At 61.4% G+C, this 13,418-nt stretch carries 10 protein-coding genes; 5 read left to right on the top strand and 5 right to left on the bottom strand.

The window, feature by feature from the left end:
* Nucleotides 1-63: 63 nt before the first annotated feature.
* Nucleotides 64-1,326 (top strand): benzoate/H(+) symporter BenE family transporter, encoded by a 1,263-nt coding sequence (locus tag AC07UR_RS28775; protein WP_173422321.1) that lies wholly within the window; start codon nt 64-66, stop codon nt 1,324-1,326.
* 577 nt (nt 1,327-1,903) lie between these two features.
* Here the strand turns inward: AC07UR_RS28775 and AC07UR_RS28770 are convergent.
* From AC07UR_RS28770 to AC07UR_RS28750, 5 genes are all read right to left on the bottom strand, one after another.
* Nucleotides 1,904-2,680: an ATP-dependent metallopeptidase FtsH/Yme1/Tma family protein gene (locus AC07UR_RS28770; protein WP_209792213.1), complete on the bottom strand. Its 777-nt coding sequence runs from the start codon at nt 2,678-2,680 to the stop codon at nt 1,904-1,906.
* Nucleotides 2,677-4,674 carry an AAA family ATPase gene (locus tag AC07UR_RS28765; protein WP_209792215.1) on the bottom strand — a complete coding sequence of 666 codons (1,998 nt, stop codon included), beginning with the start codon at nt 4,672-4,674 and terminating at the stop codon, nt 2,677-2,679. Before AC07UR_RS28765 ends, AC07UR_RS28770 begins: the two co-directional genes overlap by 4 nt.
* Complete coding sequence (locus tag AC07UR_RS28760) at nt 4,667-5,200, bottom strand: hypothetical protein (RefSeq protein WP_209792217.1); 534 nt, start codon at nt 5,198-5,200, stop codon at nt 4,667-4,669. Before AC07UR_RS28760 ends, AC07UR_RS28765 begins: the two co-directional genes overlap by 8 nt.
* 117 nt (nt 5,201-5,317) lie before the next feature.
* The gene (locus tag AC07UR_RS28755) at nt 5,318-6,382 is read right to left on the bottom strand and encodes a hypothetical protein (RefSeq protein WP_209792219.1); all 1,065 of its coding nucleotides are present in this window, start codon (nt 6,380-6,382) and stop codon (nt 5,318-5,320) included.
* Between the two features lie 333 nt (nt 6,383-6,715).
* Nucleotides 6,716-7,927 carry a hypothetical protein gene (locus AC07UR_RS28750; protein WP_209792222.1) on the bottom strand — a complete coding sequence of 404 codons (1,212 nt, stop codon included), beginning with the start codon at nt 7,925-7,927 and terminating at the stop codon, nt 6,716-6,718.
* Nucleotides 7,928-8,771: 844 nt separating this feature from the next.
* On the opposite strand from AC07UR_RS28750, the gene AC07UR_RS28745 reads away from it, so the two are divergent.
* The 4 genes from AC07UR_RS28745 to AC07UR_RS28730 form a co-directional block, all read left to right on the top strand.
* Nucleotides 8,772-9,107, top strand: a complete 336-nt coding sequence (locus AC07UR_RS28745) for a hypothetical protein (RefSeq protein WP_209792225.1) — start codon at nt 8,772-8,774, stop codon at nt 9,105-9,107.
* A 624-nt stretch (nt 9,108-9,731) separates the two neighbouring features.
* Nucleotides 9,732-10,661: a hypothetical protein gene (locus AC07UR_RS28740; RefSeq protein ID WP_234942017.1), complete on the top strand. Its 930-nt coding sequence runs from the start codon at nt 9,732-9,734 to the stop codon at nt 10,659-10,661.
* Nucleotides 10,662-10,869: 208 nt separating this feature from the next.
* Nucleotides 10,870-11,706, top strand: coding sequence for a recombinase family protein (locus tag AC07UR_RS28735; protein WP_209792228.1), 837 nt, complete (start codon nt 10,870-10,872; stop codon nt 11,704-11,706).
* An 89-nt stretch (nt 11,707-11,795) separates the two neighbouring features.
* Nucleotides 11,796-13,418, top strand: a 1,623-nt coding sequence (locus AC07UR_RS28730; protein WP_494700218.1) for a recombinase family protein, incomplete at its 3' end; no start/stop codon positions are given.

Here is a 13,418-nt window from a genome sequence, read left to right as displayed (position 1 = left end):
GGAACCCGGCCCCAGTTCCACGAGGAGGGAGCGGCCATGGATCCGCTTCGGGAGGATTGAAAAATGAACAAGATAAAGCAGACGACACAGGAAAAACGCCTTGTCGAACGGGGACCCGGCCTTGCGTCGGGTCTGCGCGACCTGCCGAAGCATCTCGGCATCAAGACCATGAGCGCCGGCCTCGTCGCCGCCATCTTCGGCTGCTCCGGCCCGGCGCTCATCGTCATCGGCGCCGCCGAGGCGGGCCATCTGACCAACGGGCAGACCGTCGCCTGGCTCTTTGCGATCTACGTGCTCGGCGGGCTCATCAGCCTGCTGCTTGCGCTCTATTACAAGCAGCCGGTCAACGGCGCCTACTCGATCCCGGGTGCTGCCCTCGTCGCCGGCTCGCTTGCGACCATTCCGTTCAACGAAGCCGTCGGCGCCTTCATCCTGGCGGGCCTGCTCGTCCTGCTGCTCGGCGTCACCGGGCTCATCGGCAAGGTGATGCGCTGGCTGCCGATGCCGATCGTCATGGCGATGATCGCCGGCGCCTTGATCCGCTTTGCGACAGGCGCCGTGACTGCGCTCGGCACAGCACCGCTGATTGCCGGCGCCGCGATCCTCGCCTTCTTCGTCTCCATGCGGTTGTCCAGGACCATCCCGCCGGTGCTGGCCGCCCTCGTCGCCGGCCTGATCGCGGCACTCGCGACCGGTGCGGTCGGAGGCGGCGCGGCCAACATCGCCTTCGCAGCGCCTGAATTCACAATGCCGGTGTTCTCCATCGATGCCTTCTTCGCGATCGCAATCCCGCTCGCCCTTCTCGTGATCGGCGCCGAAAACGCGCAGGCGACCGGCGTGCTCATGGCCGAAGGCTACCGGCCGCCAGTCAATGCGATGACGATCATTTCCGGCATCGGCGGCGTTGCGGCCGGCTTCCTCGGCGGCCACAACGCCAATATCGCGGGCCCGATGACAGCCATATGTTCGTCCGAACAGGCCGGCGAGAACAAGGAGGGGCGCTATGCCGCGACGGTTGTCAACGGCGTGCTCTTCGCCGCCTTCGGCCTCCTCGCCGGCGCCGCTGTTCCGATCGTGCTCAGCCTACCGTCGGCCCTCATCGGCACCGTCGCCGGCCTTGCGATGATCGGCGTGCTCCTGTCCGCCTTCCAGAACGCTTTCGGCAAGTCGCTCGGCAATCAGACAGGCGCTTTCGTGGCGCTTGCAGTCGCAATGTCAAACGTTTCGCTTCTCGGTATCAGCGCGCCTTTCTGGGCCCTGGTCGCCGGCGTCCTCGTCTCGGCCGTGGTCGAGGCCGGAACGCTCAAGGCAAAACAGGCTGCGTGACGCGACGTCAAGCGCTGAGCGGTCGCGGTATAAAGAGCAAATCATTGCCCCGGTGCATCCGTATTGGACCCTCCGGGGCAGTCGAATTTCCAGCTTTTGAGTGGGTTCTAGCCGTTGAATCCCGATAGCGATATCAAGGAGCGTGTCAGCGCCGGTAGCAACGCTGCCAGAGCCCCTTAGCGCGCGGCTTGACAGGTGAAGAGGCTCGCGCGCCGCCCACGTTGGTTTCGACATCGTGTTCAGCATCGCGTGGGCAAACGCGATAAATGGCCCTGGCGAGGCGTGTCTCTTCGTCAATGGCAAAGTCTCGAGCAGCGTTGGAGAACCAAACTCTACTCCAGCCGTCAATCGCCGATGGTCGCTCGTGCGTGAACGGTATGACCGCCTGCACCGACATCTCTTATGGGTGAACTTCTTTATGGATTGCACGTCCGACCCACTGGAGACTGAATACGCTATCAGTGTCGGCGACGGTCATCCTGCGCTTCTTGTGGTCCATGCTCCAATCGCGATGGGCTACGACTGCGACACTCATCCTGCACTCGGCTTCTCCTCATCGGCCGCATGACTATCAGCTTCAGGGCGGCAGATCATCGTCTTTCAGTATATGCATCACCGCCTTTTCATCCATCGCCTGTGCATCGAACAGCGCCTTGGCGAGGGCATAGAAGGCCGGCCTGCGCCTCCTGAGGATCGCGGCGGCCCGGTCGAGTGCCGCTTCCAGCCTGCCATGAACGCGTGCCGCGAGTTCAGCATCACGATCGAGAGCCGCGCCCGGATCACGATGCGGGCGATAGAGCAGTGGATATTCGGTGCCGAAGCCAAGCGTCCGCTCCATGTCGAACGCGACCCGCGTGGCCCGCGCCAGATCACTTTCGTCAGCGCCCGCCGAGCCGCTGGATACCCGCTTCAGCACCAGTTTTTCGGCGGCCCTCCCGGCCATCAACACGGTGAGCATGTTTTCGTACCAGATGTGGGTATTGGTTCCGGATGCATGGAAGCCGAGCAGATTATAGGCGCCCTCCCCGGTGTCGATATAGAGACCTCGGACGGGGCCGAGATCGAGAGCATGATGTACGACGGCATGCCCCGCCTCGTGGAATGCGTAGCGCCAGCGCAAATCGATGGGCACGGGCGGACGATTGCCACGAATGCCCTCTTCGATATCCTCATAGCGGATCGCGCGCTTGCCGCGGCGCGCCTTCAATCGCGCCTCCCGGACGATGCGCTCGATATCGGCGCCCGTCAGTCCCATGGCCCGCGTGGCGAGGCGCCGCAGGATCGCGTCGACAGGATTGCCCTGCTGAGTGACCGCCAGCGTTTCCGTCGTGTTGCTGCTCTGCGGCTCGTTCATCTGTCTGCCTCCTTCCGTTCGTTCTCCGCTTCTTCTCTCAGATGATCGGCGACGATCTTCTTCAACGAGAATCCGTCGTTGGTTTCCGACCCGACACCCGATACCGGCTCCCCGATCAGCGCCGTCACGTCATCACCCAGATGATGGGCGAGGATTTCCGCAAGGGTCGGTACATCGGGCCTTGGGATTTCGATATGCGTTTCCAGCCTTCCGGACCGCTTGATGGCCTCGTCAATATGGTCAGGGCGGTTGGTCGCGCCGACGACGATCAAGCCCTCGGATTTCACGGCGCCATCGAGCAGTTCCAGCGCCTTGTTGACCAGGGCGTTCCAATAGTCCGCATGCTCCCGCTCCGCCGGTTGCCGCTTGCCGATGCCGTCGATCTCGTCGATGAACAGAATTGCCGGTGCCATGGCGCGAGCCTCGATGAAGGTCTTCGACATCTTGTCAATGACATCATTCAGATGACCGCCCTGCAGCCAGGTGGACACGGACGTGACGACCAGTGGAACCTGCAGGCTGTTGCACAGCGCCCGCGCAAACGTCGTCTTGCCTGTGCCGGGCGGTCCGGACAGCAACAGCTTGGTGCTCATCTCCGACCAGGTGAGGATGCTGGCGCGGTAATCGTCCAGATCCGCCTTGAGATCGAGCGCCCAGTCTTTTGCGCGGCCGTATCCGGAAAGGGTCTCGACGGTCATCGGTGACCTGTCGCCAGTCCCGCCGGTGGTCGGCAATAGCTCCGGCTGGATCACTTCGGCACCCGACGGCTTGTCCTTCTTCAAGCGGCCGTTGCTGTCACTATCGGAAGCCTTCGGCTTTTCGTCCGACCCCGAGGATTTCTCGGTGGAGGCGGTGGCAGGCTTGGATCCAGATCCCTTTGTCTTCTCGCTTCCCCCACCTTCCTCGCCATCGCCTTCTTCGAAGTCGCTGCGATTGCGTTCGATGAGCGTGGCAAGCACATGCAGCGCGTCCCTGATATGCCGTCCCGGCCGAAACGCAAGGACCAGATCCTCCAGCGACAGCCACCGCGCATCCGAATCCGATGGCAGGGGAACGCTTTCAATTGCCGTGTCCGGATAGAGCACCTCGATCAGGTCAGCGACAAACCTCCGGTCAAGCTTTCCCGTTTCCAGCGACAGGTCGGCGGAGATGCGCAAGAGCGAGGGAATGTCCGATCGCTTCTCGGCGATGGCAAGGATGGGCAAGTCGCGGGACAGCGCGCTGATCATTCGCCGACGCAGGGCATTGCCGGTTACACGATGCACGCCAGCGCCTGAGAATGCCACAAGACGTTTGCGAACCTCTCCTTCATAAACGTCGAAGTGGTTATCATCGAACATATGGTCGGCATCGATGATGGCGAACGGACCGCCAGGCACCAGCCGGGATTTTTCCAGGAGCCTCAACGCCTCCCGTTCGAAGCCATCGAGCGGCGCATGGAGCGTGATGACCGGTGTCACATGGATCAGCGTGTGAACAATCTCCCGCAGCGACCGTCCGCTACTGCGCGCCGCGCGCGCCAACACCAGGGTCGCCACGACATGGCTGACCAGCGGCGGCGCTGCTGCGCTGTCCACAAGACGAACAATGTAGGCACGGCGATCGAAGCCTTTACCCAGCACCGCATCTTGCGCGATTGCACCGCAACGCTTCCGGGGAAAGGCAAGCAACTGCGAGACGGGCGTCATGTCGATGACCTCCATCGTCACGACACCGCCGCCGTCTCCGCCGGGACCGGCGCCGGAACCTGGCTTGCTCGCCTCTTTCGGTGCGATAAGCCCTCCGCCAAAATTGCGCCGGAACCAGAGACCATCGCGAACCGGATCGCCGGTCAGCCTTGTCGTGTCGAAAGCCGGGCTGTAGCAGCAAAGCAGATGACCATCGACATCGGCGACTTTCCCTTCCAGCAGACCATTGCGCAGCGCGGTCCGGCGCGCGTCGCGGCGGGCAAGATGCCGGAGGCGGCGGATGAACAGACGAGCGAGTTTATCCATCGACGCGCCCTCCCGTCTCCGCGGCAATAATTGCCGTTTCGAGGTTTTGCACCGGATCGCGCGGACGCGTCCGACCACGCCGCCGTTCGCCCCTGGGGCCGGACCTCGCGGAAGCCGCCAGCACACGCTCGCGCGGCGAACGGCGCGGCAGATGGATGTCAGCCGCCACCGCTACCGGGGTCGGTGGGATCAGATGCTCGTTCCGGGACCAACCGAGATTCCGGTTGCGGCTTCGCAACCAGTCGAGCAGCAAGCGGCAAGCCGCGTTGCCACCGTCTGATAGCTCATGCAGCCGACGCATCAGAGGCGCCGGCACAGGACCATCCAGCAGAGGGCTTTGCCGCGCAAAGGCGAGTGCCAGGCCGATCAAAACGGCGGGGTCATCCGCGCAGCGATCGATGCCGGCGGGTTTGGCATGGGCGAAAGTCGCCAGCCTGCTGTGGGTGCAGGCCGACGCGATGGTGTCGGTCGTGACCGCTTCGCAATGGAAGCCGGCCACAGTCGGGCTGTGGGTCGCGATGGACATGACTGTCTCCTCGCCGGAGCGCGTGCGCCTCCGGCGTTCATGGAATGGAAGGGTGAGGGAAGCCGGCCACGCGCTATTTGGCGCGGCCGCAATCAGTGACGTCGGACTGGCGGCCCGTCAGTGCGGACGAGGACGACGGGCAAAGCCGACCCTGATACGGACCGGTGCGGGTTCGTCATCCTGCTCCTTGCCGAAGCAGCCGAGATCGTAGTAGCCATCGTCCTCCTTCGGCCCGACCATCGCCTGCTCTTCTTCATAGCTCAGCGCCGGACCGTTCAGGGCGATGAGCGGCCTGTCGGCGATGGCCGAAGCAGGCGCCGTGTTGGCGACGGTCGCCTCCGGAACACCAAGCGCTTTGCGCGCTTCCGCTTCGAGAAGCTGCTGCACGCGGCGGCCGAAGCGCAGACGCAGTTCGGCCATGCAGGCGGCAACACCGTCGATCTCCAGCAAGTCGTCGATCTCGGAAAGCGCCCAGATGCCGGTCGCGTGATCGCTCGGACGGCTGGCGCCATCGACAATCGCAACCTCGACCGTGCCGACCATCATTCGCTTGTGATGCTTGTAGAGCCAGTCGGGCAGCACCATGGCGCCGGCCATCATCTTGAACTTCAATTCTTCGAGGCGGCTGGTGTCACCGTAGGAGGCGAGCGAACGCTTGACGTCGAGGATGTAGGCGGTATGCCGCGCGCGGTTTACGACGATCAGGTCCGGCGTGTAGCTGCCCTTGGCCGGTGCCTCGCAATCGAGCTTCACACCATCGAGGTTCGACCAGTCGTTTCCGGACACGGCTTCGAGCGCCGCCTTTACCAGCGGCAGTTTCAGCGACTGCGTCAGCACCGTCACATTGGGGTTGGCTTTCGCCAGGCACTCGACCGCCTGCTCAAGCAGCTTGCCTTCGCGGAACGAGACGGCGCGAACGAGCGAGGCGATGTGGACGTAGTGTCCGAGGATCTCGTCCTCGAGCGGCTCGCCATCGGCGATGGCTGCAATAGCGCGATCGATCAGCAGGTCGAGATCGGCCTCGACCTCGGCGAAGCGAACGCGATGCGGATGGCGGCGCAACGCAGCCGGTTCGCTGATGCTGTTGGCACCATGGCCGATCGAGCGCTTCGAGAACGTAGCGGCGGCGGCGGTCGAACGGAGAACTTCCCCGGCGGGGACAGAGAGAGTATGCGTGGTCATAGCCCGATTCCTTTTTGAGAAGGCTTGAGGGTCAGGCCCTTGGTAGCGTTGGCGCGCTGCCTTGGGCCGTTTTGTGTCCGGTCATCCGAACGCCCCTAACCTGGCAGGACCGGCGACCGGGCTCAAGGACCCGGACCAACAAAAAGGAACAAAGCCGGTACAAGGTTAATGCCGGGCTCACGAAGCCCGAGACCGGTGAACGCTTACGGCGATCGGCACCATTCGCCAGTGCGTTTTCACTCGGCATCCGAAGGCAAAAAGAAAAGGGCCGACATGCGGCCCTCTCGAGTTTGGTGGGAAGGCTGGATCACCGGCCTTCGCGCAAGCTGAACCTTACGGCGTCACCGCGGGCATCGGTTCGGCTTCGACCACAGCGTCATCCGCAAGCGGCGGCACCTTGGCAAACTGCTTGCGGTTCCGCGGCACTTCCCGAGTGACAGTCATGAAGCCGCCCGTCGCTTCTTCCAGCGCCTTGCCAAACCGGGCGATCCCATCCTCCGTGACATCGGCGCCAGTCGCGACCTCAGCCGACATTTCCGGTGCAACATCGTGCCGGTCGGCGACGTACCGGTCAGCGACGCTGGCCGCCTCAACGGGTACCGCCGGTTCAGGAGCCGAAGTCTTCGCTGCCACGAGCGGCCATTCAGGTTTCCGCTGTTTCGATACTGCCCAGCCGAGAACCGGAAGCACATGCAAGGCAAGCCAGTCCCGCATCTCCTTCGACTTCGGCCAGCTATCGATGCCGCCCAACGTATAAAGCGTGTCATTGACCTCGGCCCAACCCGATTTCTTCGGGAACTTGGTGGGCTTGGTGTTGCGCCCCCAATCAAGCTCAGGCTCGATGAACAGGGCCAGGCTTTCGAGTTCCTGGCGGGCGACGCGGGCGATGTCCTGGATCTCCTTCGCCAGCGCCTCCTTGATGACACGCGGCTTGGCCAGCGCAGCCTCGATCGCCTGGCAGATCGCGACGACGTGGGCGATGAACGCCTTCAGACCCTCGCGGAACTTGGCGGCAATCAGCGCCTTCAGGCCGGTGATGCCGCCGATGTCGGACTGGTCGTCCTTCTCCGGCTTGTCTTCCCCCTCTTCTCCGCCGTTCAGAATGGCCTTCACGTCCGCCACCTGCAGCCGCTTGTTCTCCTCGGCGAAGGCGATGGCCGCCTTGACCTGGTCAGGTGTTGCCGAACTCAGGTGGTACAGCACGGTCGCTCCGATCGAGAGGTCGACCAGATCGTCTCGAAACTGGCCGAGATTGCGGAACACCGCCATATTATTGCGGGCGCTGCGCGCCGAGAGCCCACAGCGCATCTTCACCCAGCGGTCGAACCGTCCGTCCGCCAGCAAGTCTGCAGCCTGGGCCAGGTGGTCGCCGAGCTCAAAGGTCTGCTCGGTCGTGCGGCGGCCAAGGTCGAAGATATGGGCCGCGCTGGTTTCGAGCTGCTCGCGCAGCGCCTGGTCGCGGATCCCGTGCTCCTCGTAGGAGTAAGAGAAAGTGGAGGTAGAAGAAGAGAAAGAGGCGGACGTCTTGCTGGTCTTGGTCGTCATGTCGTGCTCCTGGCAACGCGTTACTCATACATCCGGTGATAAACTCATCGAATTACTATATGATCGCACCATATCGTCAGGTACGCAAATTCAAGTAAAGCAACATTTCAGTATAGGTTGATCTATATTCTTTATTTTATCCGCATTTTCATATACCGTATTTTCGGATTTATCGTAAATTAACCTTATTAATTCAAACTATACGGCATCAATAAATATTTTCTCTTTAATATAAACTACTTTTACTTCTGTCAAAAACAAAACATCGAGCCGAACAAAGCGTCAGCGCGCATTTGCGGTCTCCGCAAAGAAGTCCTCGCGACCAAAAATCGGGCAGCCAAGTATCCGCGAGGCCACCGTCTCACCGCCCCGGGCGGAACGTCCGATTGCTGTCCGGAGAGGTCAGATTCCGCATGAACGGCAGGGGCTACGACACCCGACCCGTGGATAAACCGAACCGGAAAGGGCTCGGTCGGCGGCGGGGCGCAATGGAGAGGACGCTGTCATGTACAAGCGATAGCCGCAAACCGCTCGCGAGTTCAGCCAAGTTGCCGACACGTCATCTCAACGTGCCCAGACATTGAGACAAATTGCGCTCATTTGATTCCAGCCTCGAGATTTTTGATTCCGAACGCTGGTCATTTGATTCACGACCGCGTTTTGCCGCTCGCCAAGTCATCTCGACCTGCCTCGACGTGCCCGCAAGGCATCTCAAGTTGCGCTCATTTGATTCAGAACTCGAGACAAACGATTCATAAACCGGGATTGCCGATTCCCCGCAAACGACGTTGCCGACAGGAATGCGGTCTGGCATCGGTAGCCGCAGACCTGATGGAGAGCGTGCATGCCAGCGAAGTCCGAGGAGATCCGCAACCGCAAACAGCGCGAACGGCAGCAAACGATGCGCGATGCCAATAGAAAGGCGAAGCGGCCCGGACGCGACGACGTTGCCCGAACGGCGCTGTTCATGTCGATTTCGAGCATGGTCGCGAAGGGGAACCACGATGCGTTGGAAGCCTTTCGGTCTGTCGTTATCTCGATGCTCATTCGACAGGGTTTCGACGGACGCGCGTCCCGCGCCGTCTTCGATGAGCTCGTCGAGAAGTACGAGGATGGCGACTGGCCCTTCCGCCGCAAGCCCCATCTGCTCTATCCTGACGGTGCCGACGAAAGCGGCTGAGCGGTTTCGTTCACTGCCACCTGCGATCCCGGCCTGTTCACCCTGCGCGGCCACTGGAACACCTAACGGCGTTTGCAAACCCTACGATACCTCCCCCCATTACTCGGTTAAACGCCGTTTGTCCTGAATCGAATGTTTCGAGCACTTTCGCGGGGAGCCACGGGCCGACAAGCAGGCCTGATTGCCAGATAGCTCATCACCCAATCAATGCGTTGCTCATTTACAACAGCACTTTGATAAATTCATGCTTAACAATGGCTTATTGTCATTCCCGCACGGGCGCGCACGTTCAGACCGCTCAGTCGCTCTCGCTGTCTCATTTCGAGATTCGCGACAAGTTTCGGCAGATTTGCATCGATAACCACGCAGATACAGACACTTGAGAAGTCCCGCGCTTTATGAGCTATTGGCGCCAACGAGTGTTCAACAGGCCAACCCGCAACGGAAAGGAGGCGCCCATGGATCACCAAACCCATGCCGATGGCGCCACGATCCAGCCGTCCCGGGACATTGAGTGCAAGAAAGATCCTGGTTTCACGATCTGCACCGGCCGCATGCGCGGAGAGGTCCTTCGCGTGGTTTTCCTTCGACGACGAAGGCGAACCACGAGAGAAAGGACTCATCATGTCTCGTACAGCACAGCACAAGAACGACGCACTCAAGCTCTTCCAGCCTGAAGGGGATCCCCAGGATGTTCTGGCTCTCCCCTTTGGCGACTTGAACGCTGTTGTCCGCAATCCACCGGAAGCCGCTCCGCGCCCGAAAGGTCTCGTAAAAGCCAAGGTGATTCAAACTGCTCCGTCTGCCGGAACAGTCAAATTGCGTCACCTGCACGATGTCGACAACGACACCAAGTCCCGGGTTTATCCCGGGCCGGACGTTATCGCGTCGATCACCGGCGTAAGTTTGTCTAAAGCGAAAGACACAATCCGCCAGGTCCGCTACGGCTCGCGGTGGCTCGACTTCCCACGCACCCCTACGATCAAAGGAGCCCACGACGGGGAGATTGAGGGGGCACTCCGACTGTTGGGATATGAAGGACACTGGCGCCGTCTTCCTGACCAGCCGACACTCGCTGCCTATCTGAACGCCCGAATCGGCGTTGAGCGCGATCATCCCTGCGTTGTATTCCTCCGGGGGTATTGCGTTGCCGTGAGCGGCGGCGTTCTCTGCGACATCTTCAGCCGCGGTATTGTGATCGACATCGACGAGGCAGAGGGGCGCCGCAAGAAGGTCAGCCGCGTACTGGTTCTGACCAAGCGCATCGCCCCCTCGACGATCGCCTCCAGGAAGCCGGTATCAAAGGCGAAGAAGACTGACGCGAACAGCAAACGCGACCAGCTCTTTCGTGAGGCGATCAAGGCTGAGACCGGAGCAACCCGCATCAGGATCACCCCGAACGAGGTGTTCGTCATCCTGCCCGATCAAAGCGGTTGGTACTGGCTCGGCGCCCGCGACAGTATCCAGCAGCAGATCCTCGAGCCCCAGCGCGACGGCCGCCTTCGTGGCAACTCCGCCGAGGCGGCGGCTTACCGCTCCGCTATGGGCTACTAGCTACACCGGCGCCGGCGAAGCGTGATCGCGGCAATTATTGCCGTCGGCAATCACCTCACACTTCCGGCAGTTCCCATGGATGGTCGTAGATTTCCATCCATCACTCGCGCCAGGCCATGATGGCCTGGCAGCGCTGCGGGGGGCTCTCAGCTCTCCCGCCGCCGGCTACCATGTCCCCCACGGAAGGTTTTCATCTCAAGGGTCCACAATGACGAAGAACGTTTTGTTCTATGCACGCAGTTCGACCACACCCCATCTCGGCGCCTGCTTCGAGACACAGCTCCATTATGCGAAGCGCTTCATCAAGCAGAACGGCTGGTCGCTGGACGCTGTCTGCCGCGATGAAGATATCGGCGAAGTCGTCTTCACGGCGCAGCCGGGTGCCCGCAAACTCCTTGGCCATATCGAAGAGGAGGCGATCGATGTCGTCCTCTGCCATACGCTGGACCGTTTGTGCTCGAGACATGCCGTTGCGGAACGGCTGCTGCATGACCTGCGCGCAAAAGGCATCGAAGTCTGGGCGGCCGATCCGGGCGTTCAGATCAAGGCCAATGACCTGATCGAATACTATTGCGATGATCAGCGCGGCATGTTCGGACGCGGCAATCCTCTTGCGCCGATGCCGGACGAACTCTACGAGGCCGAACACCTTGCGCCTCTTTCCTATGGCTACCGCTATACGGGCGCTTTCAATGCCGATCGCCAATATATCTTCGGCTTCAGGAAGGTGGATGCAGACGCCGGCAATGCGGTTCAGCAGATTTTCCAGTTGTATGCCGAGGGCATGTCGCCGGCAAAGATTGCGGCACTCTTCAATACGCTGGGTGTCGTCGGTCCGCACGGCAAGCCGTGGCGTGACAGCATGATCCGTGGTGACCGCACGCAAAGAACCGGCATTCTCAACGACGAGCTCTATCGCGGTCGATCCTGGGTCCCCGGCCGTGACTGTTTCGACTTCGTGCCGGCACTTCAGCTCGTCGCAGAGGACCTTTGGCACCGCGTGAAGCAGCGTCAGCATATGGCCGCACGGGGCGTTGCAAAATAGCGGCAGCCCAGCGCGCACATTCGCATCACATTGGCCGGCGAAGCCGGCCAATGTTCACCAAAGAGATTGTTTGAGATGGAAGTCTACACATGACCAAGACCGTGCTGTTTTATGCCCGCTACTCCACCGACCGTCAGAACGAGGTATCGATCGAAACACAGATCGAACTTGGCAAGTCCTTTGTCGCCGATAGGGGCTGGAAGCTGCTCGAGATCTATTCCGACTCGGCGATCAGCGGAACGTCCTTCACATCGCGCCCCGGGATCCAGCAACTTCTGGCGCATGTGAAGCGTGAGCGCATTGACGTCGTCTTGTGCGTCACCGTGGACCGGCTCTCCCGTGACGTCGAGCACAGCTCCAAGATCCTCAAAGATCTCGCCTACCACGATACAGCTATCTGGACGGTCCAGGCCGGCCAAGAGGTCAGTCAAATGGAGTTGCATCTGCGCTCCACGCTCAGCCATGAACTGATTGATCAGACCCGCTTCCGCACGCGAGAAGGCATGAAGACAGCGGCGCGCAAGGGCAAGGCAACCACCCGCCTCTCCTACGGCTACCGCCTCGGCCAACAGCGCGACGCCAACGGCGACCGTATCCGCGGCCTGCGCGAGATCGAGCCAACCCAGGCCGAGATCGTCCGCTGGATTTTCGAACAGTATGCGGATGGGGTTAGCCCGGCAGCAATCGCTCAGAGCCTCAATGCGCGCCGCGTTCCCGCACCGCAGGAGGAGCACTGGCGGGACGACACCATCCGCGGAGATGGCAAGCGCCAGGCCGGCATCCTCCACAACGAGCTCTATGTCGGCCGGATCATCTGGAACAAACAGAACTATCGCAAGAACCCGGGGACGGAACGCCGCACCGCCCGCCTCAACGACAAGAGCGCATGGGTCGTTACGGAAGTCCCGTCTTTACGCATCGTCAGCGACGAACTCTGGGCGCGCGTGAAGGAACGGCAACTGACGACGCTTGAGAACTTTTCCCGGACGATGACCAACAGGCTGAACAGGACGCACCGGCCGAGCTACCTGCTGAGCGGCATGCTGGAATGCGCCGAATGTGGCGGATCCTACGCCATCATGGCCAAGGACCGCTACGGCTGCACCAACCACAAGAACAAGCTGCCGATCAATGGCCTCGACGGCGCCTGCTGTTCCAACCAGAAGACCATCCTGCGCAAGAACCTCGAGGATCGCGTCCTGTCCTGCCTGCCCGCCGCCTTCTTCGGCATGGGTGTATTCGACGACGTCGCCGGACAGGCGCGCCGCAACATCGCAAGGTCCGCCAGGAACGAACCCGACGAGCGCCAACAGATTTCCGAGGAGTTGAAGGCTGCCGAACAGGAGCAGCGCCAGATCATCCAGCAGATCAGCGATCGTGCAGCAGAAGGCCGGCCGCGTCTGCCCGCCTACGACGACATGCTCGATCAACTCGAGGAACGCCGAGCGGGGCTCGAGAACCGGCTGAAGCAAGCCCCAAAGGAGGAAGATTTCGGCGAGAAGATCAGGAAGCTGAAGGCGGAAGTCAGTCCGGAAGCCGTCGAGCTGGTCCTCAACTCTGCCTTCTATTACCTGCGCGAGCACGCCGACACGGAGACGAAGCAGCCCTTTATCAACATCGTGCGCCAGTTCATCCGTAAGCGGTTAGCCGATCACGCTCGGCTCGAAGTTCCACGGCATCAGAGCGTCGATATCCTGCGCGGGCCATCCGTT

The sequence above is a fragment of the Ensifer sp. GW821-FHT05G01 genome, from assembly GCF_059419585.1.
Note: the sequence above shows the minus strand (reverse complement) of the source record. Positions and strands in the feature narration are given on the sequence as shown.

What these genes read in the sequence shown, in the direction of transcription:
- AC07UR_RS28775 (WP_173422321.1), top strand. Translation starts at nt 64, where the DNA reads ATGAACAAGATAAAGCAGACGACACAGGAAAAACGCCTTGTCGAACGG.
- AC07UR_RS28770 (WP_209792213.1), bottom strand. Translation starts at nt 2,680, where the DNA reads ATGAACGAGCCGCAGAGCAGCAACACGACGGAAACGCTGGCGGTCACT.
- AC07UR_RS28765 (WP_209792215.1), bottom strand. Translation starts at nt 4,674, where the DNA reads ATGGATAAACTCGCTCGTCTGTTCATCCGCCGCCTCCGGCATCTTGCC.
- AC07UR_RS28760 (WP_209792217.1), bottom strand. Translation starts at nt 5,200, where the DNA reads ATGTCCATCGCGACCCACAGCCCGACTGTGGCCGGCTTCCATTGCGAA.
- AC07UR_RS28755 (WP_209792219.1), bottom strand. Translation starts at nt 6,382, where the DNA reads ATGACCACGCATACTCTCTCTGTCCCCGCCGGGGAAGTTCTCCGTTCG.
- AC07UR_RS28750 (WP_209792222.1), bottom strand. Translation starts at nt 7,927, where the DNA reads ATGACGACCAAGACCAGCAAGACGTCCGCCTCTTTCTCTTCTTCTACC.
- AC07UR_RS28745 (WP_209792225.1), top strand. Translation starts at nt 8,772, where the DNA reads ATGCCAGCGAAGTCCGAGGAGATCCGCAACCGCAAACAGCGCGAACGG.
- AC07UR_RS28740 (WP_234942017.1), top strand. Translation starts at nt 9,732, where the DNA reads ATGTCTCGTACAGCACAGCACAAGAACGACGCACTCAAGCTCTTCCAG.
- AC07UR_RS28735 (WP_209792228.1), top strand. Translation starts at nt 10,870, where the DNA reads ATGACGAAGAACGTTTTGTTCTATGCACGCAGTTCGACCACACCCCAT.